The sequence below is a fragment of the Rhodopirellula sp. UH5 genome (genome assembly GCF_056839225.1).
Map to the genome: position 1 here is coordinate 646,405 of NZ_CM166390.1, position 26,583 is coordinate 672,987.

General features: G+C 56.0%; 20 protein-coding genes. 3 read left to right on the plus strand and 17 right to left on the minus strand.

All coding sequences use genetic code 11. From position 1 onward, the window contains the following. Window positions 1–129: 129 nt before the first annotated feature. The 3 genes from UH5x_RS02365 to UH5x_RS02375 all read right to left on the minus strand — a co-directional run bounded on the left by UH5x_RS02365 (window position 130) and on the right by UH5x_RS02375 (window position 5,288). Window positions 130–2,658 carry a DUF1588 domain-containing protein gene (locus UH5x_RS02365; protein ID WP_482634570.1) on the minus strand — a complete coding sequence of 843 codons (2,529 nt, stop codon included), beginning with the start codon at window positions 2,656–2,658 and terminating at the stop codon, window positions 130–132. A 2-nt stretch (window positions 2,659–2,660) separates the two neighbouring features. Then, a complete protein-coding gene (locus UH5x_RS02370) occupies window positions 2,661–3,980 on the minus strand; it encodes a DUF1552 domain-containing protein (protein ID WP_047816136.1) in 1,320 nt (439 codons plus the stop codon). Window positions 3,981–4,412: 432 nt separating this feature from the next. Continuing rightward, window positions 4,413–5,288 carry a hypothetical protein gene (locus UH5x_RS02375; protein WP_482634571.1) on the minus strand — a complete coding sequence of 292 codons (876 nt, stop codon included), beginning with the start codon at window positions 5,286–5,288 and terminating at the stop codon, window positions 4,413–4,415. Window positions 5,289–5,511: 223 nt separating this feature from the next. On the opposite strand from UH5x_RS02375, the gene UH5x_RS02380 reads away from it, so the two are divergent. Further along, window positions 5,512–7,191, plus strand: a complete 1,680-nt coding sequence (locus tag UH5x_RS02380; RefSeq protein WP_482634572.1) for a di-heme oxidoredictase family protein — start codon at window positions 5,512–5,514, stop codon at window positions 7,189–7,191. Between the two features lie 287 nt (window positions 7,192–7,478). On the opposite strand, the gene UH5x_RS02385 is transcribed toward UH5x_RS02380, so the two are convergent. Then, entirely contained in the window at window positions 7,479–7,829 is a 351-nt protein-coding gene (locus UH5x_RS02385) for a hypothetical protein (protein WP_482634573.1), read from the minus strand. 99 nt (window positions 7,830–7,928) lie between these two features. Then, window positions 7,929–8,552 carry a GNAT family N-acetyltransferase gene (locus tag UH5x_RS02390; protein ID WP_482634574.1) on the minus strand — a complete coding sequence of 208 codons (624 nt, stop codon included), beginning with the start codon at window positions 8,550–8,552 and terminating at the stop codon, window positions 7,929–7,931. Window positions 8,553–8,613: 61 nt separating this feature from the next. Here UH5x_RS02390 and UH5x_RS02395 point away from each other — a divergent pair, with 61 nt between their 5' ends. Then, window positions 8,614–8,934 carry a hypothetical protein gene (locus tag UH5x_RS02395; protein ID WP_482634575.1) on the plus strand — a complete coding sequence of 107 codons (321 nt, stop codon included), beginning with the start codon at window positions 8,614–8,616 and terminating at the stop codon, window positions 8,932–8,934. A 474-nt stretch (window positions 8,935–9,408) separates the two neighbouring features. Here UH5x_RS02395 and UH5x_RS02400 read toward each other — a convergent pair whose 3' ends face one another. From UH5x_RS02400 to UH5x_RS02445, 10 genes are all read right to left on the minus strand, one after another. Beyond that, on the minus strand, window positions 9,409–9,879 hold the full coding sequence (locus tag UH5x_RS02400) for a hypothetical protein (protein ID WP_482634576.1): 471 nt from the start codon (window positions 9,877–9,879) through the stop codon (window positions 9,409–9,411). Window positions 9,880–10,091: 212 nt separating this feature from the next. Further along, window positions 10,092–10,646, minus strand: coding sequence for a hypothetical protein (locus UH5x_RS02405; RefSeq protein ID WP_482634577.1), 555 nt, complete (start codon window positions 10,644–10,646; stop codon window positions 10,092–10,094). A 138-nt stretch (window positions 10,647–10,784) separates the two neighbouring features. Beyond that, a complete protein-coding gene (locus UH5x_RS02410; protein WP_482634578.1) occupies window positions 10,785–11,390 on the minus strand; it encodes a hypothetical protein in 606 nt (201 codons plus the stop codon). A 52-nt stretch (window positions 11,391–11,442) separates the two neighbouring features. After that, complete coding sequence (locus UH5x_RS02415) at window positions 11,443–12,048, minus strand: hypothetical protein (RefSeq protein WP_482634579.1); 606 nt, start codon at window positions 12,046–12,048, stop codon at window positions 11,443–11,445. A 129-nt stretch (window positions 12,049–12,177) separates the two neighbouring features. Then, the gene (locus UH5x_RS02420; RefSeq protein ID WP_482634580.1) at window positions 12,178–12,579 is read right to left on the minus strand and encodes a hypothetical protein; all 402 of its coding nucleotides are present in this window, start codon (window positions 12,577–12,579) and stop codon (window positions 12,178–12,180) included. A gap of 78 nt (window positions 12,580–12,657) precedes the next feature. Beyond that, window positions 12,658–13,131: a hypothetical protein gene (locus tag UH5x_RS02425; RefSeq protein ID WP_482634581.1), complete on the minus strand. Its 474-nt coding sequence runs from the start codon at window positions 13,129–13,131 to the stop codon at window positions 12,658–12,660. A gap of 98 nt (window positions 13,132–13,229) precedes the next feature. Further along, entirely contained in the window at window positions 13,230–13,445 is a 216-nt protein-coding gene (locus tag UH5x_RS02430; RefSeq protein WP_482634582.1) for a hypothetical protein, read from the minus strand. A gap of 364 nt (window positions 13,446–13,809) precedes the next feature. Then, on the minus strand, window positions 13,810–14,607 hold the full coding sequence (locus tag UH5x_RS02435; protein ID WP_482634583.1) for a class I SAM-dependent methyltransferase: 798 nt from the start codon (window positions 14,605–14,607) through the stop codon (window positions 13,810–13,812). A gap of 38 nt (window positions 14,608–14,645) precedes the next feature. Next, the gene (locus UH5x_RS02440; RefSeq protein ID WP_482634584.1) at window positions 14,646–15,275 is read right to left on the minus strand and encodes a hypothetical protein; all 630 of its coding nucleotides are present in this window, start codon (window positions 15,273–15,275) and stop codon (window positions 14,646–14,648) included. 1,056 nt (window positions 15,276–16,331) lie between these two features. After that, window positions 16,332–17,798, minus strand: a complete 1,467-nt coding sequence (locus UH5x_RS02445) for a Gfo/Idh/MocA family protein (protein ID WP_482634585.1) — start codon at window positions 17,796–17,798, stop codon at window positions 16,332–16,334. A gap of 434 nt (window positions 17,799–18,232) precedes the next feature. Here UH5x_RS02445 and UH5x_RS02450 point away from each other — a divergent pair, with 434 nt between their 5' ends. Further along, window positions 18,233–21,589: a tetratricopeptide repeat protein gene (locus tag UH5x_RS02450; RefSeq protein ID WP_482634586.1), complete on the plus strand. Its 3,357-nt coding sequence runs from the start codon at window positions 18,233–18,235 to the stop codon at window positions 21,587–21,589. Between the two features lie 177 nt (window positions 21,590–21,766). On the opposite strand, the gene UH5x_RS02455 is transcribed toward UH5x_RS02450, so the two are convergent. After that, the gene (locus UH5x_RS02455) at window positions 21,767–25,288 is read right to left on the minus strand and encodes a glycosyltransferase (RefSeq protein WP_482634587.1); all 3,522 of its coding nucleotides are present in this window, start codon (window positions 25,286–25,288) and stop codon (window positions 21,767–21,769) included. 66 nt (window positions 25,289–25,354) lie between these two features. Beyond that, window positions 25,355–26,455 carry a glycoside hydrolase family 5 protein gene (locus tag UH5x_RS02460; protein ID WP_482634588.1) on the minus strand — a complete coding sequence of 367 codons (1,101 nt, stop codon included), beginning with the start codon at window positions 26,453–26,455 and terminating at the stop codon, window positions 25,355–25,357. Between the last annotated feature and the right edge of the window lie 128 nt (window positions 26,456–26,583).

Genomic DNA, 26,583 nt, shown 5'->3' on the forward strand with positions numbered 1-26,583 from the left:
AGTACATCGCCCCGGAGGGGCCGTCGAGTGGAATCGTTGTGTCCTGATTGACGCTCGCAACGGCCCGCTTCCGGCACGCGGAACTCCAAGCCACAAGGCAATGCTCGCGTTCTTGTTGACCTAATTGGATCAGTGCGCGGCGACTAACTTTGCTTCGCTTCGTGTGCGATACAGAAACGCGTCGGAGGTCAGCAATGATACCAGCAGGGCTTTCATGCTGCCGTTGTTGTCCCGGTACGCTTGATGGGCGGCTTGCAAAACGGGAGCGTCGTTGAGCGTCTCGTTGCGACCCATCCAGAACCGAAACGCGTGGCGGACGAACACTTGTTCGGCACGTTCGCTTTCGGCCAGCCTTTGAATCAGCTCGAAGGCGTTCGCGACTTTGCCGTCCAGTTCCGGATCTCCCGAATCGATGATCTCGCCCGTCGTGTCGACGGGCTGGCGATGTTCCAGTTCTCGATACAGTCCCGCGTGGTTGTACATTTCAAACGGAAACCCGAGCGGGTCCATTTTGCGGTGGCAGGTCCAGCAGTAGTCTTCGCGTGTCACTCGCATGCGTTCGCGAAGCGATGTGCGTGGTTCGTCCGGCAACATCGCATCGACCGTGATCGGAACATCGGGAATGCAGCCTCCAATCAGTCGTTCTTGAATCCAACGACCGCGACGAATCGCGTGATTGTCCATCGCGTCGGAGTGCGACACCAACCAACTCGGATGCGTCAGGATACCGAGACGTTGACCTTCGGGGACCGTCGCCAAAGTGCGTTCGGGCTTCATGGATCCGCGTCCAAAGCTGCGACGACTCACGCGAGCGAAAATGGCGGGGCCCGTGAGCTTGGCTTCCGTGACGGCGTGGTTGATGTTGGGTTTCTTGGCGGCTGGTTTCTCCTCCGGTGGTTCTTTGCCGGGGTTAGCCTTTTTCCACTCCGCCAACTGGATCGCTGCTGCTTTGGCTGCTTCCTTCGCGGCCGCTTTCTGGGCCGCGACCGAGGCAGCGATCTCTTCTCGCGAACGTTGCTTGCCGAAGTAGACGTTGTCATATTTGCCTGCCACCACTTTGTCCGTGGTCAGCAGTTGTTTCAGTACATCGGTGTCCTCTTCCAGGATCAATTCGATCAAACGATCGGTGCTCGCGGTCGCGTCGAACATTGCGTTGTAGTGGACGACGCCCTTGTTGTTCACACCGGTCTCGCCCAACGCCCTGGTGTCTTTGCAGATGTAGCCGCCAAGGTCGTAGTCAAAGTACTCGCGGAAGAATCGGAGGATGCGAGGTTTGCGAATGCTTTCATCTTCGAGCATCCGCACGACTTCCCGCTTCACGTCCTCACGCGCTCGCATGCGTCCGTCCACGATGGCTTGCCGTAGCACGTCGTCGGGTTGCAGGTAACGCAGGGCATGGTTCATCGCCAAACCCAATTCCCAGTCTTGCAGCATGACGCGTCCGTGGCGGTCGGCTTGGCCGTTCTTTACCAACTCGGGCCGGAACAGAGCGTCACGATCGAGAAAGATCGATGACAATCCAAGGACCGCGCCGTCGTTTGTGCCCAGCTTGTCAATCGCTTGCTCGAGGATCGCCAAGTAGGCGTCCGATTCGATCGGGGTGGGCGGACGGAAGGTCAAGGCTTCGAACAGGAAGTCCACCGCGGCACGCATCCGTTCCTCGGTGATCTCGTCCGCTTGCATGAGATCATAGACCGGCGTGAGTGGACGCAGGACTTCGGTGCTGTAGACCAAACTGGTGGGCAGGCCGCGAAGGTCGCCCTTCATTTTGTCGGCGATCGACTGGGGATCGTCGGTGATTTGATACGGTTCCGCGATGCTGAGTGGCCCGTCGGCCATGTATCGAATGATCTCGCTGGCGATTCCCATGATCTGGGTCGCTTCGGCGCTGTTGACGGTCGTGAAGTCGGGATAGTTTTCCAATCCATGATCACGAGCCGATGAGAGGACCGCGGGCACGCTCTTGACAGACGTGGCGTAGGCGACTGTGCCTCCCTGCCACTTGATGATGCGATCGACACCGAAGTACAGCTTCAGTTCGCCGCCGTGGTTGGTGGGGACGACGTCCCCGTGCGTGCGAAGTCCCGGTTTGGATGGATCGTATTGCGGTTCTGAGTTGATCAACTCGTTCAGCCGCGTGATGTGCTCTTGAGGGGTGACACGCCAGATTCGAGCCGGTGAAGAGGTGGGCTTCAGCTGAATGCCATCGGGCAAAGAACCAAAGAGCAATTCGTGATCGAGGAAGTTGCCTTTGTTGGGATCACGGTGAGCGTGGAAACCACCCTTGTCCTGCATCGCTCGTGAGAGTTCGTCGACGATCCAATCGGAGAACTTCAATCGCTCGATCACTTCGGGCTGCGTCATGTCCGGCGGCGGCATCTCCTTCAAGCTGACCTGTGCCCAGACGCTGGTCCAAACACTGGCGTTGATCTCGTCGACCGGCCCCAAGTTCTCTAGCGAAAGATCGCCTTCCGGATCGGACTCGCCATGACAGTCGATGCAGTGATTGACGAGAAACGGTTCAGCAAACGCAGCGTAATCTTGGTCAACTGATTCACCAGGTGTGTATGTTTCGGCATTGGCCAGGGGGCGGATGCCAAACAGCAGGCACGCGATCGCCAGCAGGCGTCCGCAATCACTTCGGGAGGACTTCCACATGCTTACGCCAACACTTCCTTGAGTGGTCCGGTGCTGTCGTCAAACTTCTTCGCCATTTTGTCGTCCATGTTGAAGCGGTCCACGTTTTGGCCGGCGGCTCGCAACAGCGAGGTGTAGAGCGCGTTGATCGGACGTTTGCCTTCGACCTGTGTGAAGCATCCGCTCTTGAAGGCGCCGTCGAAGTTGCCCAGCAACATGACGGGCCAATTGGCTCCGTTGGTGTGCTGTTTGTCGGCGTTGTTGCTGGTGTACACGATCACGGTGTTGTCCATCATCGTGCCGCTTCCCTCTGGCACGCTGTCCAGTTTTTCCATGATCCGGACCAGCATGCGACTGTTGTATTGGCGAATCTTGATCCAGATCGGATTGTCAGGTTGGTCCATGTGGCCCAAGTTGTGCCCTTGTTGATCGATCCCGAGGCCCTTCCAGGCACCGAAGATTTCGCCACGGCCCGACCCGATGGTCAGCGTGTTGGTGATTCCCGATGTGAGAGCCGAGATGCCCAGGTCGAGCAAGCAATCGTGCCAGTCGGTTTCAAATTCCGGGTTGGTGTATCGATCATCCACCTTCGGAGCGAATTCGCGCAAGTGATCCGAAACGGTGTCGAGACGATCGCGCAAACCGTTGACTTCTTGGAAGCCTTGGACGTATTGCCCGTAGCGTTGTTGATCGGAGGCTGGCAGCGATTGGCCCTTGGCCGCGGCCAACAATTCGATTTGGCTCAGCACGCTCGAACGGGCTTCGTGCTGCAGCCGAATCTCGCCGGATGAGATGCCGCCGTAAAGCATCTGATAGAGATGATTCGGATTCGAATGCATGAAAATCGGTTGGCCCGCACCGCTGGCGGACAGAGTCGCGATCGTCGGTTTGGTCTTCATGTTCTCGATCGAGTCCATGCCGATGCACAAATGTGGCAGCAGTGTTTCCGGCAGAACTTTGCTCAGTTCATAATCGATCGTCGAGCCACTCGGCGGCACCCCGTCACTGCCACGGTACCCACCCAGTGCGCCAAAGAACGCACTGTGCGAGGGGCTGGTGTGAAGTCCGTGCAGACCGTTGATGATGTGCAGTCGTTCTTTGTAGGGCTCCAAAGCGCTGATGGGTTCAGGCAATTTGGCTTTCGCCAGGGACCCACTGTGCTTCATCCCAGCCGGGATGCAGGTCTTGGGATCGAAGCCCTGGTTCTGCATGAAGAAGATGACCCGCTTGGGAGTCGTGTTTCCGATGGGGGATGCCAGAAGACGCTCGGAAAGAAGCGGGGCACCCATGGCGACACCGGCGCCTGCTGCGAATCCTTGCAACAAGTTTCTACGACTGAGCATGATCGAACTTTCAACTTGGTTCACGGTCGATTGTTTTGAATCAACAGGTCTGACCGAATTCAAACGATCGTCCGACGGTGCATCCAAGTTTCATTGCTCCGAGCGCAAGCGTCTCGGGCATGAAGGCGACAACGACACGCAAGCGTGGGTTGGCAAACGGTGGAGGGGGCAAGGCAGGACGATGGTGAGAGCGACGGAGCGCTGCTGGAGTCAATGTCTATAGCCTAGCTGTCTCGCCGGTTGCCACAACAGAGTTTTCGTGTGCGAAAACATTGGGGCCTTGATGACGGGGTATCGCCAAGCTACCGGAGACCATTTTACCAATATTGAGCGAGGTTTGACAGGTTTTGTGCTACGGCGGCATTTGGAAGCCTTTCAAGGCCTTTCGGCCCGGCAAAACGTATTCAGACGGAAACCCAGCGGAAGCGACCATCAGATCAGAATGTAGATCTGAGCGTCGGCCAAATCGCGGCTTCCCAGTTCAGCGAAGATGCTGTCGAGTTCTTCGTGGATCAGGCAAAGTGAGGAATCTTCGTCCTCGGTTTCTTCTGTGACCACCGAATCGAGATCGATGACCGTGGTCTCGCTAGCCGTCTCGGTTGATTCATCGAGGTCATCGATTTCGTCGGTGAAATCAATTTCGTCGGTAGAATCTGACTCGTCGGTCACTTCTGACTCGTCACTTGCTTCTGAATCCAAATCGGTTACGAGGGTGGTGTCCTCCTCTTCGACGATCTCATCCGCTTCCGTGTCATCGACTAGTTCAGAGTCCACATCGGTTTCGTCTGTTTCGTCGGTGGCCAGGTCGTCGGTCGATTCGTCCGTGAGTGAATCGGTCTCGTCGATGGTTTCGGTTGTGTCCGCTTCGGTGTCTTCATCGACACAGACGCCCTCTTCACCCATCGTGTCGGCGTTCAGAGCGTCCGACGTCATGCCGGGATGATGAGGTCCCCGTCGTGGGTGAGGCCGATGGCCAGGATCGCCCTCCGTTTCGGTTGAGGCGTTGTCTTGATCGAGTTCTTGTTCGAGGCTGGCGTCCTCACTTGTTTCATCGCTGGCAGTGTCTTGTTCTTCTACGGTGCTGTCGACGCTGTCTTCAAGTTCGTCGTTCGCCTCGGTTGCGGATTCGATCGCGGCCGAATCGATGTCTTCGATCGTGCTGCCGGCGACGGCGGAGGCGATTTCGGCGACCTCTTCGGTTGCCAGGTCGTCGGTCGCAGCATCCACGCCCATGCATCCAGCGAGGACACGACGATTTTCAAGGTTTTGGACGAACAAGCGACGACGGTTGGGGACGCGACGTTTCATGACTGTGTTCCTCGGTGGAGTCAAATGGAAAATGGTGCGAACCAAAATGTTCGCCATCATGAAGGGGACCGTCTGTTTCCGTGTTATCACGAGAATGCAACCGACGGACGACGAAGCGATTGGCTGTGTGACAATTCGGGTTGGCATTTGTCCTTCTTGTAAGTGGGGATTGTTTCGCCGCCTTTTTAAACTTGCTTTTCGAACGCCGCCGAGGGAGCGTGATATGGCCGTCAACCATCGGACTGAATGGGCTGGGGGGCTGGTCTTGGTTCTGCTCATCACCCCTCTGGGAATGGCGGAGGATCCGGTCGCCGGACGAGAGTTGTTTGAGCAGGAATGGGTGTTTGTCGAACGAGAACCAACGTTCGCTGAATTTGACACTGTCGGACCGATGTCTTTGCCGAGAAGGAGTGGAGGCGAACATCGGATGAGACACGGGCGTCGTCCGCCGCACCATGAAGAGGGGCGGCATTGGACGTCCGCACGCCAAGTCGATGCGCAGAGTTTCCCTGCAGATGGGTTGGGCCCGATGCACAACGCTGTTTCATGTGCCGCGTGTCATCCCGGCGGTGGGGCATCGGGAGTGATCCACAACGTGACTCATATCACAGTGGATCCGCGGTCCCCGTTCTTTGATGATGCCGATGACCGCCAGGGACGTGGTGCACTCCGCCACTCAGCCATGGAATTCTTTCCCGGTCTGGTGTCGGGGAGCACGTTGTCTTTCAACACCATTGTCCATGACGCCTCCACTCGTCCCGGATACGACGTTATCCGTCAACGTTTGACTGTCGGCGTTCCCAACGGGCTCTCTTCCGAGTGGTTCGATCCGCAGCAGAGAACCGTGGAGGCGATAGCGGAACAACCGGTGATCGCAGGACGGTACGAGTCACTCGACTACTACCTCAGTCAACGGAATACAACGCCGCTGCATGGCATGGGGTTGGTCGAGATGATCTCGCTGGATCGATTGAATGCGATCGCTTTGTCCCAGACCCGTTCCTCGGGAGGAATCATCTCCGGGCGAGTGGCAGGCAAATATGGCTGGCGGGGCCAAGTCGATACGTTGTCCGGATTTGTTGCGGGCGCCTGCGCGACGGAGTTGGGGCTGAATGTCGGCGATACGATCCGACAATCTGCTGATCCAGCGGATCCTCGCTATGTCAGTCTCGCACCCGATATCACCACGAACCAGGTCGCGTATCTGACGAGTTACGTCGCCGGTCTTCCCGCTCCCAACATGCAAATGTTGTCGGGAGATGAACGCAAGCAGGTTCGTCGTGGAAAAAGGGTGTTTCATTCGATTGGATGTGCAACCTGTCACATTGAAAATATGGTTCCGGCGAACGGCATTTATGGCGACCTGTTGTTGCACGACATGGGGCCCGAATTGCAAGATCCTTTTCCGGCTCCGGCGTATCATTTGACCAGCTCCTCTTCAGCGAATCCTGCGGGGGCGTACTCCAATCGCTATGGCCGTGGTGGGGGAACGGTTTCGGGACCTGGGACCGAACGGGATCGCAGGGGCCCGCGAGGCGATCGCGGCCGTTCCAATTCGCGGTCCAACGAGGCGGTGGTTGCAACCGGGACGCCCATTGCGATCCCGATGGACTATCCCGAGCAACCGCAGTTTCCCCGCGGGAAAGTCAATGAAGTGGACGTGAAGGTGCGGTACCCACTTTCCTGGGACGCATTGCAACGAGAGTGGAAGACGCCGCCACTGTGGGGAGTCGCTGATTCAGCACCCTATCTTCACGACGGCCGAGCCGAAACCTTGGCAGAGGCGATCCTGTGGCATGGCGGAGAAGCGAATCAATCCAAACGCAATTACGTGAGGCTGAGCGAAGGCCAAAAGCAGTTGCTGCAAACGTTCTTGGAAAGCTTGAAGGCACCCGTCGAGTGAACTCCATTCGATTGAAGGGATTCAAGCGGATGATGTGTCAACCAGACAGTCGTCCTGCGGGGGCACACCACCAGTCGCGGAGCGACGAAAGTTGTCAGCCTTGGGTTTCAACCCAAGGTCAGTGGCGGCATACAACCTGGACCTCGGATTGAAATCCGAGGCTATCAAATGTCACCGCTCCGCGGTTGGGGGCATCCGGATCTGCTTCCGAAAGAGATCTGCAGAAACGGGCCGGACGGCGACGAGCGTTGGGGAATGGCGGCGCTGACAAACACACAGGAGTTGCATCACCGCGTGAAAACAACGTGGGCCACAAACAAGCCGATCAGCGAGAGTGCGGAAAGACTGCCAAGAGTCATCAACGCCCTGCCGGCGTTGCTGCCCAGTCGTGTGGCAATGCCTCCCAAGACGATTGCGATGGCGAGCCCCATGAAGATCAATCCGATGCTTAGGAATCCGTGACCAATTTCCTCTGCGAACAGTTCGGGGCCTTCAAGGTCAAAGGATTGTCCAGGTGCGCGTCTCCCGAAATAAAACAGGGCGATGATCAAAACCAGGCCGAATCCAAGCATCGCGATAGCAAAGCCGACTTCTCGCGAAGAGGATGTGCGGCGGTGAATTTTTTGCTGATCGGGCATGCAAAGCTCCGAAATCAGAGGCCGTGCGATTGTGTTCATTCATGCGGCAGATCGCCCCGCGAATTGGCTCTTGAACACACTGTAACCGAACAAGCGGCCTCATGATCCTTCGTGTTGTGGTCCGAAGACGGAATGGTAGTGGGCTCGACCGCCGGAGAACTCATCGTCTTGGGACGGCCCTGGGCGGAGGAAGAACACATCCTGTGGCATCCCCGGAAAACCGTGCGAAACGGAGAACTCTTGGGCCGGGCGAAAACCGAATCGAGGGTAGTATTCCGGATGCCCGGCAACGATCGTGAATCGGTTGCCAAGTTCATCGAGGCGCCGGAGTCCTTCCTTGACCAGCATCGCACCAATGCCGCGGCGTTGGTGCGATGGATGCACCGACATCGGAGCCAGTCCCATGCCCAGCATATTGGGGCCCAGGACATCGGGACCCGAAACGGTGGGGCCAACACCATTGGCATCCAGGGTGTGGATCTCAGCGGGTGAAAACAGAATGTGCCCGACGATGCGATCCTCCTCGATCGCCACCAACGAAAGTGTGTGTGCACATTGTTCGCGAATGGCGTCGATGAGATCAGCCTCGCCATTGTGTCCGAAGGGTGAGGCAGCGAACGCCTCGATCGTCAGTTGTCGGACCGCGTCCAAGTGCTCGGGCGTTTCGGGGATGATCACAAGAATGAAGCGTCCAAGGGAGCCGAATGGATTTGAATCAGACAAGAAGGGCGAATGACTCGCAGTCAGCACGGAAGATCGTCGTCGCGCTGGATCTCATCTTGGAGTGAAGATTGATGATTTTAGCCGTTTCGGTGATCGCCCGGCGATTGTGTGCAACTTTGCTCAGGCCCCAAAAGGCCAACCAGACACATTGGCTGTGACGCGGCACGGGCCGACAATTGGCAAGCAAGCGTCCGAAAGCCATTCATTTTCCAGCCGTGACGCATGCCACGTCTTTGGCGATCTCTCAATCATTCGAGATGTCGATGCGCGTTCGAAGGATTGCGTTATTCCAAAGACTTGGTCGGCAGAGGCTCTCGCACAACTCAGTTTGCCTTTCGGTCCGCCGCTCGCCATTGATCTCGGTCATCAAGCCACTGATTGAAAGCTCTGTCTTTGGTTCCGGTTGACGTTGAGTCATTGTCGTCCAAACCGAGGGACGATTCAACGATTTTGAACACGCCTAGCACGACGAGCCCAACGGTCGCCCTCAGCCCATGCCCAACAAAACTGCCGGCGGAGCGGGCTCGATCAGTGAGCGTGGTGGTGACGCTCGGTTTCTCTTCGGGCGACGGCGCTTCCGTGGGGGACGGTGTGGGAAGCGTATTGGGGGCGCGGAAAGAAGCGGGGATGACCGGAACCGAGGTGTCGTAGACAACCGTTTTCAGGATGGCATCCATCTCCGAGGTGTCTTTGGGTGCGGATCTGCAGCCGGCAAGCAAAAGCACGCCAATCAGAAAAACGTTCGTTTTTGGCTGGTGATTCAAAGTGACAGCGAAGTGGCAGCACGAATTCGGACGGTCCCTCGTTCGCGATATCAAAACTCCGGGGGGGAATGCAACCTCAGGTCAGGTGGAGATCAACCATCATTGCTGGAGGATTCGGGGTGCGTGGCGTTTGCCGCGTGCGCAATGTCGGAGAGAAACAGGGACATTTCTGAATCGGTGGCGATCCGTTTTCGCATGAGTTCAACGCAAGCGTCATACTGATCTTTCGGGACTTCGAGCACCTGCTGGGCGTATCTGTACAGGCCGGAATCGGATGCAAACGCCGAAGCAACTGTCTTAGCAGCAGTCTGGTAGTACTTCGATTGAATCCTCAATCCGTTCACGATTCGATCGGCACCATTCGCTTCGTTGTTCATCCCGATGATTTCAGCACGTTTTCCGCGGAAGACGTCTGCGAGATGATTGGCGTCTTCAGCCGTGAACCCGTGTCCGCCTTTGGTGTGGTACTTCGCTATCTGGGAACGCTCCAGGGAATGAGCGATCGCCGGAGAGGCAAGTCTCTCGACGGTGAGCTTTCGCTTTTCGTTGGATGGTTGGGTCACTGGTTTGCGGTTCAGTTGGGAGTTTGAGATCGGACGACGGCAAGCAAATGCTGTTGAGAAACTGTAGCTTCGGGATAACGCATCTTTCACCACTTCATGTGCAGGAACCTTGATCAATCTCCGCTGCTCGCAATGGCCGAACCAAATGTGATTTGGAAATGATCTTGCCGAGCTACGTACGTTCTCATCGCCAAATGGAGCCAGTGGATCAGCTAGGCGTAGTAGTCGATCTTTGATGCGACGATCTCCCAGCCGCCTTCCGTGTGCTGGAGGACATAGGTGCCCACCGCGCCATGGGGTGACGGACCGTAGTAAAATCGGACAACCGCGCGTCGGCCGTCGGGTGTGTAGCCAGGACGCCAGAACTGGATCATGCACTTCGCATCCACTTGTGGGGTGTCGTCCTGGTAGTAGAAATCCTCGTGGAAGGATGCGATTTCAGTCACGCGTCCATCAGGCCCGAAATCTCCATGAACCGGAAATGGGCTCGTTTGTTCGCTTGCCCGTTGCAGTGCTTCAACGAGCTCGTCGTCCATTTCAATTTCCTTGCCGCAACGGTAGAAGAGGCTGTCACCGTTGCAGAATTCAGGATTGATCCAAACTTGTGTGCCTACGAAGTCGAGGACTGGAGGTTCGCCTTTCGCCAGGTCAGAGACGATGAGTTCGTAGAGCGGGTCGATTGGCGTCGAGACGGAAGGCTTCTTGGTTTCACCGCCGCAACCGGTCAAGAGGAACATCAAAACGAGGACTGTTGGCTTGGTGGTCATCGGGAAGTCTCTTGGAATGTGAATCGAACACCGATCAGGAATGGTTGATTGAGAACATTCGTAGGCATTCGCTATTCATCTGTGTGACTCTGCGTTGGCTCGCTCTTGGCCAATTCAGCTTGCTGTGTCAGCTCAACGTCATTTGGATTGATCTGCTGCCGGGCGATGGATTTCGTGAATCGTGACAACAACGGCAGTGAGTTGTTCCGATCCAATGGTTGAAATGAGCCGCATTTTGCCGGGAACCAAGACCTGAGTCGTTTGGATGCTACAGCTCAGAATGTCGGGTGCCGAGTCGCTGTTCTCGTCGCTTTCGACACGGGCCGTTGCATAGTCGATGCTGGACAAGAAACCTTGGGGATGGTCAGCAAACTGAAAACGGAGGGTGGTCCCAATCTCGACCTCCTTGGTTTGGCGAGTTGTGACGTCGCCACGCTTCATCGTGGATGTCACCACCGCGATCTGCCTTCCTTTTTGAATGTGACACGGGGTGTTTGGCATCGCGGTCAACCGGATGGTTTCGATCGGTTTTGCACCGGACTGAAGGATCGCTTGGATCACCTCGGACTCATTGAGCTCAATCGCAATGGGCTCTTCGAGTTCAAACTCGGAAAGCTCGACGCAACACTGCGTTGCGTCCGGCTGAGGTTGCTCGGTTGCATCGTCTGCGGTCGCAACCCCGTCGCTGAGCATGATTCCGACGATAGCGAAAAGCGAAGCTGACCAAAGTGGAAAGGATTTCATTTGCGGTTCCGAGTTGGAAGGGAGGAGGCATCTCATTCGGCAGGCGGACGCATCAACCGTCGTTTGGTCGGTCCAACCGGTCGATCCAGCAATTTGGCAGTGCTTTTCGGAGCCGATCGAGGCCAGGTGATGTGACACGAGTTTCCTTGACGTGGACCTGCTGGAGACGCCGCATCGAACAAAGGGCGTCAATCGATGCATCTGATACTAACGAACCTCGAACGGAGATGTGGGTCAAGGAGCTATCACGAGCCAAAGCGAGGCCAGCATCATCGATGAAGCAGTGAGGAAGGCCGATACGTGTGAGGGATGAATTCTGGTCCACTTCACGGAGAAAGGTCCCGGTCACTTTCTGATTCCCGTGACAGAGGATTTCTTCCAGTCTTGGGTTGGAAAGCAAAGCAGCTAAGCCAGCATCTGACAGGCCAGTTGAGGAAGGCCGGAGGTTCGTAGAGGAAAATGACTTGAGATTCGGCAAGGCGAGAATGAGCTGTGTGTGCTCGTCGGTCAGATTGTGCGAAGCGTAGAGTTTGGCAACACTCCCCTCATCGTTGATGGCGAACCGACATTTAAGTTCTCCGAGCGGCTGCAACATTTCGGTTTCATCATCCAGCGGCGTGAAGTCGCGGAGTTTTAGACGGTCGCGGTCGTTGGTCATCGTGTCGTCATTGTCTTGTTCGGGAAAACGGAAAACTCGCAGAACAGTTCGGCTGCATGGCGATTGTCTCTGTGAACACCGTGCGGACATCAGTTCGGATTGGTCCGGGGCGACACGATTGCTCAGCACTCAGTGAACTGAATCGGAAGAACTGGGCGTTGGCTCAGTGCTTGGTGGATCCAGTGCCGGTTTCGTGGTTGTCTTCGCTGTGTGCCGGATCTGCATGAACGCTCCTGCAATCGCGAGCAGCCATCCCAATGTTTGTAGCATCAAGGAAATTGCAGCATTGGTTTGGTTGATGGTGAATCGAATCGAACCGTCTGGGAAATCAGTGCGGTCTTCATAGATGCCGAGCATCCATTGCTCGCTGAGGAAGGAAAGGAAAAGGAAGAGTCCCGCGCCGAGATAGATAAAAAGGTGGCTCGACCGTGTGCGGTATGCACTCAACCCTGCCGCGATGGTGATGGCAAGCAGAGCCGCCACGGGAAGCCATGGACGAAGCATGTACAGATAATGGTAAATGTTGATCATCTTGAATCCTTTCTGAGACGCGGCAGCAACAATGCTTGCCGGAACAGTCCAAATGCTGAAAGAGTCTTGCCGACCTGGTTATCTGTATGCGGTGTAGAGGTAGCATCGCGAGTTGTCCGGATCGAACAATATTCCCAGGTTGCCGCCTCTCCGCGACAAGGCCGCTCCGTAGGAAAGTAGGTTCGTATGAAATTCCTGAGCGTTCCCAAAGCGAATGGCAAATTCCTGCTGGCGTAAATCGAACGTCTGTTGCTGGATGAACGGATCGTTGTCCGGATTGACAATCGGTGTTCCCGAAACAGGATCTGACCCATTTAGGAACGGACGTTCGGAACGCAATTTGGTGATGAATCGCTCGACGGCGGACTGGGGACAGGTGAAAACGGCGGTATGAAAACCTCCGTGTTCGGTAAGGACAATGTCGGAAGCCTCTGGCGGAAGAAGTAAATGTGATTCGTCTGGAACCTCCGAGGTGGTTGGAAACGAGCGTTGAGTCGGACCACAACCAAAGAATGCCAGTGTCGCGGCGATTATCAGTAACAGCGTTCTCATGACATTTCACAGATTCGAAGAGCGTTTCCCAGGTTCATTGGATCGGCTAAAAAGTTTCAGGCAGTTTGATTTGTTTGCAATCCACTTTTGTTGACGTTCTATCGGGATCGAATGTAAACCTCGGCTTCGCTTCGTGTGACGTTCCAAACGGAGGCGATTTGATCGTCAAGGTAGACCAGTCGCAGTTCAGCAGAGTAGTCGGTGTCAGGGACTGTAAGCGAAAGCGAACCCGCAGGAGTGACACGCCAGTAGACACTGCACATCTCCACTTCCATGATCTCCGTGTCGCCAGCCTTGATTCCAAGATGAGGCAAGTCCATTTCGGGCGGACCGCCAATACTTGCGGTTCCAGCCTCCTCGTAAAAGCCAAAGTTCGCAATGCGTGACTCTGATACAAGTGAATAGTGCCAGCCAACAATCTGATCTTCGGACCAACGGATGGAGCGTGATTGATCGGTCGCGACCGGGGCTGATGCAGCAATGCGTGAACGATTCAGTGCCCTCCCAATGTTGGAGAGCGGTCCCGAAAAACCGATGCAAAAAACGAGGAAAAGACCAAAAAGCCACGAGAATGTTGCCCTTTTACGCCTCATGTGCTCCTCGACATTCGGGGGCAAGAAAATGCGATCGCTGAGAGCGAGACCGTTCCATTGCGACGGTCCCGTCCGGGACGACATCTTACAGCTTGGTCGCTTTGGTGGCGAGGAAGGTGGGGATGTGATCCGAGATGGGCCAGTCGGACCAGCGGTCTTCGAAGAGTCCCGTGAGGACCAGTCCCGCTTCGATTTGGCCGCCCAGTTGGTCCGCCAGAGTGTGACCAAAGCAGAAGGTCTCATCGTTGTCGAGGTAGGCTTGCCGTTGCTCAGCAGAAAGACTTGTGAGATCGGAGTAGGGGATTTTGTGACAAACCTTGAATTCGCCCTGCTCCATCAATTGATCGTCGAAGACATAGAGGAGTGGATTGACGAATCCCGAAAGCAGATTGCCGCCAGGCTTCATGACCCGCGAGGCTTCTTTCCAAACCGGGAGGACGTTGGGGACAAAGCAGTTGGAACAGGGATGAACGATGAGATTAAAGGACTCGTCGGCCAATTCGGAAAGGTCTGCCATGTCGCCTTGGACGAGGTTGATTTCCAATCCTTCTCGTTCGGCGACCAATTGATCCTGGGACAGTTGGGCGGGTGAGTTGTCAAACACAGTCACCTTGGCACCTGCCGCGGCGAGAATGGGAGCTTGTTGCCCTCCACTGCCCGCCAGGCAAAGCACTTCAACTGGGTTGCCTTTGAAATCGGGGAACCACTCGTGCGGAACGGGCTTTTCAGGTGTCAGAACGATGCTCCAGTCACCCTGGCGAGCACGCTGGATTTCCTCGGGCGAAACCGGAATCGTCCAGCGATTGCCCTTTCGAACCTGACTGTCCCACGCCGCCCGGTTGTAGGCGACGATGTCGTCGGCAGGATCAATGTTTGGATTCATTGGCAAGGCAGGGAGAAGCGAATACGACGGACGATTTTTCAGTCGACGCGAACGGCCCACACGCGGACGGTCGGGTTGTTGGCTTTGGTGCCTTCCAAGACGCGGCCATTGGGAGAGAGCTTGACGTGATCCGGTGACAATCGCTTCCATTGGAATTCGTAGACTTGTTCACGCGGGTTGAGCAATCGCCAGCTTCCGTTTCCATTCGTTCGACCGTTCTCGAGATTGCGGATGTCGACACCATTGCTCCAACGCCAAGTCCCTTGGATTCCTTTGGCCAGCGTAGAACCGCTTGCGTTGAGGGCGGTTGATTGCGACGTCGCCGGATGAGGTGGAACGATCTCCGTTGCTGCGATCTCTTCGATTTGCTCCCGGACCTGAATCGCTTGATCGAGCTTCCCTTTCTTGGTCAGGGATTTTTGCTCCTTGGCCAGCGATTCGACAAGCGTTTGTTGCATCCGTTCTCGTTCAGAAAGGTAGGCTTCTTCCAAGCGAGCCAGATCCTCTTGGAACCTTCGATCCAGCGATCGGACATCGGTTCCATGTTGATCCAATTCGGCCGCCGTACGAGCTTCCGAGGATTTCAATTTCGAGATGTCTTCTTCGCCCGTTGCCAGCGACAATGGCAAAGCAAACGCGGCAGCGACAGCGAACAAACGGAAGTTCATCTTGGCTCTTTCGAAAAAAAGGAAGGACCCAGGAAAGGATCCGATCGGTGCGAATGTCCGCGGGAGGCGTAGCGAAGGTCTCAGGCAAGCGAGTGTTTTGGGTTCAGTTCTCGCTCACGCATTTGGGAGTTGTGTTGCGTTTTCGTGGGTCAATCAACGAAAGATCGCAACTTCAACAATCATGCATCGGGTTACCAGGATACACCCTGCAGGGGCTTCGGGGGGATCGGACTGAATCGTTCCTCGTTTACGTTTCGGGTTTCCAAAGCAGTGTCTGGTTTTTTCCCGTCACCAATCTCGGGACTTCCGCCCCGAGCTACGCGCGACGGCCCCTCCGGGGCGATCTTAGGAATCTTGACGCGTCACAGCTTGTCGAGTTCGTCGTCAACGACGTTTCAACGCATGTAGGATGGGCACTCTTGCCTTTTTATACCCCACAACTCGAAACACCAAAGATTAGTGTCCGATCAGAGTGGATTAGTGTTCCGCCAGAGCGGCCAAGGGAACACTCATCTCCGCTGATCGAACACGAAGCAGGTCGGCAGGAATGATCAAGCACAATCATGTGAGCCGTTTGGGCGTTAGCCCCGGTTGTGCGTGAAAACCGTGGCTAACGCCAACGGCTCACATACCCGATGACACCTGCGTACCTGCTTAATGGTTCTTGGGCAAGGGATGTTTGGCTTCGAAACGCCTGTATTTACAACGCAAACGGCTCCCAGAAGTTGTGGGGTATAAAAAGGCACTCTTGCCCGTCGGGGTGGCGGATGTCGGCCAAGAGTGGCCAACCTACGACGAAATCCACAAGCGTTTACGCTTCAGGTTGCCAGGCAAGCGTGATTGCGTTGTCCAACACGTGAGCGAGAGAACGGATCGTGTTTCTCGCTCACGTGTTGGGGAAGCTCATTGACTGCCGTCGCAGGCGAGCCGTTTAAGCAGGTACGCAGGTGTCATCGGGTATGTGAGCCGCTGGCGTTAGCCACGGTTTTCACGCACAACCGGGGCTAACGCCCAAACGGCTCACATGGTTGTGCTTGATCACTCCTGCCGACCTGCTTAGCCTTGGGACGGGTCTTTGCCGTCGATCCAAGGGCCGCCGTATTGCATGTAATCAGGGTCACGTTGTTCGCTGCCGTATTCGCCGGCGTTCCAGCCTGGGATGTGGGCGACAGGGCCGCCGTTGGCAGATCGTTGTTCCCACTTGGCCGCCCAACCGGGGTCCTGGTCCGAGATCTGGTGGTCTTCGTCGACGAAGAAGACTTTGCCTTGGCGGTAACTTTGGGCACCGAGGTTGACGACCGACATGGCGGCGGCACCAAGGTCAGGTTGGTTGTTGCAGAGCGATGGATCACCAGCTTCGCAAGCGTCCAACCAGTTGGCGAAGTGCGCCATGGTGGTGTTGTCGATGGGGTTGGTGGTGATCCGTTCGGCTTCTTGTCGCACGTGGGTCACGGGTCCGCGTTCGGGAATGAAGTCAAACCCATCGAACGATTCGCCATTGCCGAAGGCAAAGGTGCCGTAGTGGCCACGGATCAATTGATTGACGCGTGATTCTTCGTTGCACATGGTCGCGGTGACCAAGCCTTGGACACCTTCGTTGAAGTCAGCAACCACGGTGGCAACATCAGGCACATCGCGGCCATCGTATTCGAGGTAGATGCCACCGGCACCGACAACTCGGCCGGGCACGCGAAGGCCGGTGGCTTTCAACATCGAAGTGGTGCGGTGCACGAACAAATCCGTGAACATGCCGCTGCCAAAGGGCCAGAAGCGACGCCATTGCTTGTAGACTTCGCGGTCGAAGGGGATGTCTTCGGCGAGATCGTGCTCGGTGCCCAGCCAACGTTTCCAATCGATGGTTTTGGGAGTCATGTCAGGGGTGAGTTTGTAGTAGCGCCACTGGCCGACGTCCGAGTTTCGGAAGTACTCGGTTTGGAAACCCAGGACCTTGCCGAGCTTGCCTTCGCGAAGCAACGCGTTGACTTCGTTCCAAACCGGGAGGCTCGTCGATTGCACACCGACCTGCATGACTTTGCCGCTGGCCCGCCATTTGTCTTCCACGTCGAAGGCTTCTTGGACCGTTTTGGTCATCGGCTTTTCGCAGTAGACGTTCAGTCCGGCCTCCAGCGCGTCGATGGTTTGGCGATGGTGCCAGTGGTCGGGGGTTCCGATGCAGACGGCATCGAGATTTTCCTTCTCGATCATGTCGCGGTAGTCGACGTACTTGGCCGGTTTGGTCTTGGTCGCCTTTTCGATGTAGTCGGCGACTGTGTCACGCTGAGATTCGAAGACTTCAGCGACGGCGACGAGTTCGATCTTGCGGCCAGCTTGGTGGTGTTTGCAGAGCGATTTGACGTGAGCGCCAAAGCCACGGCCACCGGGGCCGATGAACCCGATTCGCATGCGTTCGTTGCTGCCAGCGGGGGCCGCCGAGGCAGGTTGGGTGGTGGTGGCGGTGAAGGTCGCGGCCGAGATCGTCGCGGCAGCAGCGGAGGTTTTGAGGAATTCGCGTCGGTCGCTCATGGCGGGCTCTTCAGGGGTGGAAGCGGGGATGAATGAAAGGGGATAGCAGCCTGTTGATTTCGTCAGCCGGAACGCGATCGCGTCCGGTAACCGTGGGCGAGCGCCCGTCGGCTGATCGTTCCATCTACGAAACGTATTGAATCAACAGTCTGATAGACTAACCGGCCGAGAACGCGGGGGCAATTTTGGGCGATTTTTTCATTCCCAACCTGGACTCACAGCGTGTATTTGTGAACAGGCGAAGGTGGCGGGTTCGTTTTGCCTAATCGGCACTTTCGAAACAACCGATACGAAGGTGTCTGCTCCGCACCCATGTTGGATGCGCGGCCGCTCTCTCTGTCGTGAAACTTGATTTGCACCGTCGTCGGAACACCGCTGCCGAACTCCATTTGCGATCGCGCCATTGCGTGCGATGGTTGCGGGTCTGCACAGCTATGTTTTTGTTGGCTGCGTCGTGGGGAGCCCCCACGGTCGGCGAGGATGGATTTTCCAGCCCGTTTCGTTTGCCTTCGGCCTCCCAATCGCAATCCGATCGCGATCGCGAAAGGGTCTCTGCTCGATGGGTTCAGCACAAAGAAAGAGTCAAGACTGCGAAAAACAACACGGTCGAACTGGAGACACTCCCCGCCCCATCCCGGTCACCGGAGGAATTGCCAGCCCCGGATTCGGATCAAGAAATCCGTCGCGGGATTTTGCTTCGCGCGGTCCGCAATGCCGTGAGCTTGGGGGACATCCCACTCGCTATCGAGCGATTTGAAGATCTCTTTCAAGAGTTTCCCGGCCAAACGGATCTGAAAATTGAGTACATCGGGTTGCTCATTCAATCCGGCAACCTCACGAAGGCGGAGCAATCGTTGAAGGTGCTGGTGGAGCAGTTTCCCGATTCCATTCCGTTTCACATCTTGCATGCCGAGTTGTTGATTCAGCAGGGAAAACATCTCAATGCAGAACGTTCGCTTCGCAAGATCGTCGAAAGCGGTGAAGCGAATGTGGATGTTCTGATCTCCTTTGCCCGCGTGCTTGCCTGGCAAGGCAACCTTGCCGAGGCAGTGGAGGTCTACGAGCGACACCTGCGAGATTTGCCTGGTTTGCCGTTGCAGAACGAATTGGCGATCGCCGAACTTCTGATTGAGATTCAGCACCCCGGAGATGCCGTTGCCGTGCTGCTCCGCTTGTACGAATCCGATCCCGGCAACCCGCAAGTCCTCGTGATGCTGGTGCTCGCGAATTCGCGAATGGGCGAGAACGTGGTCATCCATCGCTATCTCGAGGAGCTGCAGTCGAATCCGGAGTTCACGTTTGACAGTCGGATTGAATTGGCCGACACGTTGTATCGAGACGGTGCCGATCGGTTGGCATTGATGGTGTACCAGTCCGCTTCCGTGCTGCGACCCAATCATGTCAGCACACAGACCAAGATTGTTCGTGTTCTGGTGCGTCTGTTCGACATGAACGGTGCAAAAGCGGTTTTGGATTCGATTGAAGAGACGAGCGCCGGATCCCCCGACCATCGTTTGGTGAGACTGGAAACCGCCAACTATCAAACCGCGGTTGGCGAACATGCCAAAGCGTTTGCAATCTATCGATCGCTGTTGGTCAACAACGAAGGCGATGAGTTGGCGCAGGTTGGTTTAGGAACGCTCTACCATGCGATTGGAGATGATCGCGCTGCTGAAACCGTTTTCCGCAATTTGGGGACGAAGCAATCACACTCGGTCCAAATGCTGGCTGAGTCGTTGTTGAAACAAAACCGAGTCAGTGAGGCGATTCAAACGCTGCGTCATTCATCGCATCCGGCGACGTTGGCACAGGAAGCAGCGGTCGCTGACATCTTGCTGCGTGGACGAGATTATGCCGCCGCGGAATCAGTCTGCGTGGCAGCCTTGGCGGGTGCCCAAGGGATTGCACTGGATGTCGCCACGAAAATCCAGATTCGCACGACCCTCGGACTGTCACAGCTCAAGCAGGGACGCTTTGCGGAAGCCGAGGACACGCTCCAAGAAACACGGCGAATGCAGGGGGGCGATTCGGCCAAGCTTCGATACGGCCTGTATCGCTGTTTGATCGCACTGGACCGTGAAGCGGAGGCCGAGCAAGTGTTGTCGGACGAGCGAAATTCGTTCGCCCCCATGACGAAAGATCGAGTCACGATCGCTCAATTGGCCATGGCCGACTGCGAGTGCAAGTTGGCAGAGCGATTGTTGCAGCAAGCCTTGATGTTCGACCCGAGCAATGTGTACCTGATGATCTTGCTGGGGGAATCCCGATCGATGTGCAATCGATGCTCTGGCGATTGTGACGATCGATCGAGTTTCGTTTCGGCACTGGCGGCATCGCCGATGAACACCCGTGCCCGCTTGGGGCTGGCGCGTTCCTACACCCGCACGAATGATTTCAGCTTGGCGAACAAGTCGTTCGACATGATTCTGACGGCGTTCCCCCAACACGAAACGGCACGGATCGAATACGCTCGCATGCAATACGCGTGGAAGGGCGTGGATGCGGCGAACCGTGCGTATGCGGAAGCGAAAGCACGCCACCGTCCACAGGAGTTTTTGCCTGGTGCGAGCTTGATGCACAGTGACCTGAACGCGTTGCAGGTCGAATACGAACAGGCAAGCAACCGCTTGCAACTCATCGAAGCGGAACGGAAGGCCAAGTACTACAAGGACTGGAAGCCGCGAACCGCGCAGGCAAACTATCAATCCTTGCTTCAGTTGGACCCAACCAACCAGGAAGCTCAGTTTGATCTGGGCCAGGTCCATTCTGCTTTGAACCAAACTCGGAAGGCCATCGCCCGGTACGACTGCTTGCTCCGTCTCGATCCGTGCCATACGGAGGCCTTGATTGCCAAGCGGCGGATGCAATTGGAAACACGACCCCAGATTCTAAACTCCTTTCAGTTTGAATTCCGGTCCGGCCGGCAAGGGTTGACCGATCTCACCTCGTTGCGTTTGGACACGCGGGTGGTCAAACCAATTGGAGATCAGGACGAATACCTCATTGCTGGCTATGCCCATCGGTTTTTGCGGCCCAAACAAGGCGCGGATGCGGATGGGAACGTGGCGATTCTTGGTTTCCAAACCAAACCATGGGACCACCTGCGTTTATTCGCGTTGGCGGAGTTGGAACAATACGATCAAGGTTTCTCAACACGAGTCCCGTTTCGCGCGGGATTGAACTGGCGAACGCCGGCGGACGTTCATCTCGGGCTGGCGGGATTCTTGGAGAACATCGCTGCAAACGGTGAATCAATCCGTCAAGACACCTTTCGTGGTGGTTTGGAACTGACCGCAGCAACGAACTTTTCCTGGCGTTGGGATGCGGCCGCGATGTACCGTTTGGCGGGCTATTCCGATGACAATCTTTCACAAGAAGTGTTGGTTCAGAACAACTACTTGCTGATTCCTGGACGCACACAATTGCGATGGAAGACGGATTGGAATTTGATCGCGTTCAACGAATCAACTCGATTCAACGCCGACCCTGATGATTTGACTGGGATTCTTCATCCATATTTCAGTCCGTCTGCATTCACGTTTGCGTCCAGTGGCATGGAAGTCCGCAAGTGGCTGAGTCCTCACAACTTTCATGGTGCGGATGCCCATTGGGTGTCGGCCTACGGTGGAGTGCGGATCGACTCTGACAGCGTTGGCTACGGACTGTTCGAAGCAGCCGCGCATCGAGATCACCAGGGATGGTTGAGTGCGGAGGTGAAAACCTCGGTCATCCTCTCGGAAGTCTACAACAGCGTTGGCGTGGGCGGTTTGTTCACGATCCGGTTCCCGTGATTGGATGACGGTGTTGCCCGCAAGTGCTGCCCGCCACGTCGCATTTCGGCAAACAGTCAATTGGCGTTGCGGTGTTTCAGAAGCCGCCCGGGGAGGAATCGGAGGGTTCAGGGCCTGCCGTACGATTGCATGATGTTCACGCGATGGTTCGGCCAAGGTTCACAACCACTGGCTCGTTTACAACGACGCAGTGGTCGCCGTGAGCAGCCAATTCAGATGCTTTTCAGCGGAGCGGAAATCGCCTGCCGATTCCAAGAGGTCCACCAATTGCAATCGCAGTTTGATCTCGTGGGGACGTTCTTCAACCATTTGAGTCAAGAAAGGGATCAATGACTCGGTTTGATTGTGCCGCGCCATTGCCGCCACCATCGTCTGTCCGGCGACGCCTGCATTGGGGCCCTCTGAGATGGCCAAAGCAACCCGTTGCAGTTGGGCTGACTGGGAGGGCGACAACTGGTCCACCAACAGACTCGCTTCGACAAAGGAGCGTTGCAACTCCGCGTCGTTGGGATTGGCCACCAAAATGGGTTCGATCAATCTCATCGCCCGCTCGCCATCGTGATTCCACAAACAAGTCAAAGCATGCAGTCGGCGGGCCTCTGAGTCATTGGGACGGAGTTGCACCAAACGATCCATGGTCGACATTGCCAATTCGAAATCGTCTCGCCCCAAGGCTGCGTTGGCAAGCAATTTCAGGACAGCGGGATCCTCGGAATCAATCGTTAGCAACGCATGACAATGTTCAATCACCTGATCAAAATGCCGAGCGGACGCGTAGAGGTGTGCCCGGTGAAGGCGATCTTCATAGCTGGGTTCTGAATCATCGTCTTCGGTCAAGAATGAGATGGCTTCTTCGATTCGGCCGACCTTGGCTAACAAGCCTGCGTGTTCACGGCGTAACTTGGGATCGTCTTTGACAACCAGCGGGTCAACTCGAGAGAACAAGGCCACAGCTCTCGCCACGTCACCTCGGTTGGCGTGGTTGCGTCCGGCTGAGATGAACAGTTCGTTGCGTTCTTGATCATCACTGGCTTCCTCGACATGCTCCAGCAAGTCAGCGTAGATGGGCAGGGCGCGGTCGTACATTTCGGCGCCATCGAAGGTCTGTGCTCGACAGAATTTCGCGGTGAACGTGGTGACATCTCGATCCATGATCAGTTGATCCAGCTTGCCGATGCTCTGGCGATCCCCCAAGTTCTGGAAGATTTCGCGCAAGCGAACGATTCGTTGTTCGTCTGCATCTGGATCTGCGACGGTTTTGGCCAACAGGGATGCCAGTTTGACGCGGGTTTCTTGTGGGACGACAGTTGCCTGCTGGTTGAAGTTCAACAGGATATCATCCTGGTTCCAAACCAAGGTTCCGAAGATTGCGATCAGAGACGCCGCAATGGACAGTGTGCCGGTCAAGATGGCTGGGCGTACGCGAGGCAACTGGCGTTCGGGTGGTTGAAGTTTCACCACGGCGCTGACGCGATTCTGGTCACTGGCATTGCACAGCGAGAGCAGCAGGCTTCGGCCCTCGCCCGTGAAGCCCACGAAGTCCAATTTGGCGAGTTGCAGCGGCACGCATCCGAGTTTCACCTGATGGATTTCGGTGACCACCGTTGTGCCCGCGATTCGTCCTAGCGGTGTGGTCAGAACGAAACGAGTTTCCGTTCCGATGTCGGGGCAATTGGTGGCGAGGACCATGCACCCGTGGGCCGTGATCCCTTCCGTGACGGTGGGTTCATACTTGGTTGACCCGTCCGACAGGGAGATGGGCAAATTGATGCGTTCATCATCCATCTCACTGGTTGCTAACTGGACTTCGATTGAGTCGTCACGATGCTTCTTTCGCGATTCGAACTGGTCGTACATCCGCGTTGTGGCGTAGTCCGCGCACAGGCGCCAGATCACGCCAAGGGCTTCGGTCGACGGCTCCACAAACTCACACCCGTAGCGATAGCTGGTTGCGTTGCCGTCACGGGAGGATTGCGACTGCAAACCCTGCGATTTTTGGCACAGTCGTGCTCGACAGGTCGCGGTCAATCCCATCGCTGAGATGGTCAAGTCGATGTCTTGATCGATTGGCAGATCCTCGAAGGCGTGGAAGCCCACCCCCACTTCGTTCAGGTCGCAGGTGACAGCTGTTCCAACGCGACGATCATCTTCCTCGCCGATTTGATAGGTCATGTGCAGAGCACAGGGGTGACGCCAGATTTCTTCTGTTTCGTCTGAGGCCCGAAGCGATCGCTGGATCACCTGCCAAGCAAACCAACACTGGCTCAGCAGCAAAAACGAACCTACCAGGACCCCCGTCAAGTCATGCGTCAACCCGATCGAATACTTGGTCGATGCCCAGGCAATGGCCAAGGCACTGCCGACGATGTACAAGCATTGAGGCATGATGAAGCGGCGAATGCTGTTGGTTTGCCGGCCTCGTTTGGACGTCACAACGAAGGTGGTCTTTTTGCGTTTGAACACGGCTCGGTAGCAGGATTGGATTTGAGTCCAGAACGATGCCATGTGTGTCAATTCGGTGCCAATCAAATTGCCGTGTCCATTGCTCGTCACGGTCACGGCGGTCCAGATCGTGAGCATGTAGATCAACGTGATGATCCCCAACGTCCAAGACAGTTCCGCAACCGGTGCGACGCCGGTCAACAGCATCAACATCGGAGCCAGGTACAACTGCAGCTTCTGAATTCCAGTCGTCCAACTGAGCATCGATCCCAAGTAGCAAAGACGCTGAGCAAACGTCAGGCCTGGCATTGTGAAGGGATTGTCATGGGCGAAGATTCCCAGATTGCCTTCTCCCCAACGCAGACGTTGTGTGTTGAAGGTCGTGACATCGGTGGCCGCTTGGCCGCTGACCAAGCGCTCATTCACGAAGAGCGAGTTCCAGCCTTTGGCATGCAGTCGAAGACCGGTGTGCATGTCTTCGGTGATGGTTTCAGTGGCCACGCAACCGACGTCTTCCAGGGCGGTCCGGCGGAACATCGCGGCACTGCCGCAGAACGAGACACCGTTCCAGTAGTTCTTGCCGGGCTGGATCACATTGTAGAAGATCTCGCCTTCTTCCCAGTAGGTTTGCCGACCGTAGTCCAGAGTCCCGTGGAAATTGTCGAAGTTGTAAAACGAGTGGGGCGTCTGGACGAATCCCAATCGGTCGTCTTCGAAGTAGCCCAACAGTCGGGTGATGAAGTCTTGGCGGGAGATGTGATCGGCATCGAAGATGACCACGAATTCACCCGCCGTGATTCCCATCGCATGGTTCAAATTGCCTGCCTTGGCATGCAAATTGGTGTCGCGGTTGATGTAGGTCGCGCCCAGTTCATCGCACAACTCTGCCACGGCGGGACGGTTGCCATCATCCAACACGTAGGTTTCGTGTTCGTAGTGCAACGCGAGCGCAGCGGAAATGGTGCCGCGCAGAAGACTGGGGTCTTCGTTGTAGGTTGGAATGTAGACGTCGACGGTTCGGTTTTTGAGCGGAGCAACCGGTTCGGGCTCCACAATCTCCCAAATTTGGAAAAAGTACAGGTGCATCAGCAAGCAACCGTAGAGCTCGGCGACATACAGCGAGAGCGATGCACACGTTGCGTACACACTGTCGAAGTTCAGCGTGAACGCGCCGCGAAATCCGAGGTAGACCACGGACACCAGCATGGCGGCAATGATGGAAGTGCGACGGATGAAACGATTGGAGCTTCCGAACATGGATGACTTGTCAGACGAGAGTGGGGGGCAAGTCTGAAAGCCTAGCTCTGACTTTGTGACACGGCGTCAATTCCGTTCCACAATTTTCCGCAACGACAATGGATCCAGTTCTTTGGAATGGCCCACCTCCACTGAAAGCGGGTAGTCCGCCCACCAGGGCCCAGCTGCCCAGACGCACCCGCCAAGATCGGCTTGGTCCATTTGCACCAGCATTTCCGAAAAGAGGTCGTTCCAATTGGCGTCGTCAACGGGCACGCCAAATTCACCCACAAATCCTCGCACGCGATTCTGTTGGCACCATTCCACGAAGGGCTGCAGTCGCTTGGCGGGGCGCTGCCTGATGTTGGGGTCATTGAATGCTTCTTCAGCGAAGGACAGTTTGTATTGACCGCTGGAATCGTGGTCCAAGTAGCAGTGCCCTTCGTAGAGCACGCGTCCTGTCGCATCGTTGATCCAAGCGTCTGGGCCGTTGACGCGGGAAAATTTCTCGGTGGAGGACCAGGCATCACCGGCAACCAGGAGCCATGTTTGTTGGTCAACAGCTCGAATCGCATCGACTGAACGCTGAGAAATTTCGTCCCATTTGGAACGCCCCATGTCATGGGGTTCATTCATCAACCCGTAAGCAATCACAGTTGAATTATCGTGGAAATGGATTGCCAACCGGGTCCAAAGATCAGCCAAGTGCTCGCTTGAAACCGGGGTTTGCCCGTCGATCCTTTGATCGATGATGCAATCCCGAGGTCCCCGGGCAGTGAGGGTTCGGTACCGCCCGTAGTTGTGCAGATCGATGATCACTCGAGCTTCGGAGGCTCGCACCTGGGCGATGGTTCGGACCAAGCGGTCAAGTTCTTGTGGATCCAGTTCTTCGCCCAGTGCCGGCTGCAAACGCTCCCATCGGACCGGCAATCGCATCAACCGAATCCCACGCTGTGCCAATGGCTCGATCGTCGAAGCGCCCGGATAGGTGTAGTCGACTTCAAAGACGCCTGGATTGACGTTTGAAAAATCGGAATGGTGAGTTCCGAATTCAGGTCCAGCGATCGAGACTCCGATCGAAGTTGGAAAGTCTTGCTTGAGAACGTGGTCCGCTTGCGATGATTCGTGCACACGCACCAAACTGATCACAACGACGAACAGGCACGGCCCCCAGTAGATCGGTCTCATTGTCTTTTGCCCCAAAGAAGTCTTGGTCTGTTTTGTTTTTGTCTTCGCGTCTGCCCTTTCAGAACAATAGGTTACGTTTGAAGCGCGGATGCGCCATTCGATCGTTATAACCAACCGAGGGGGGGTGT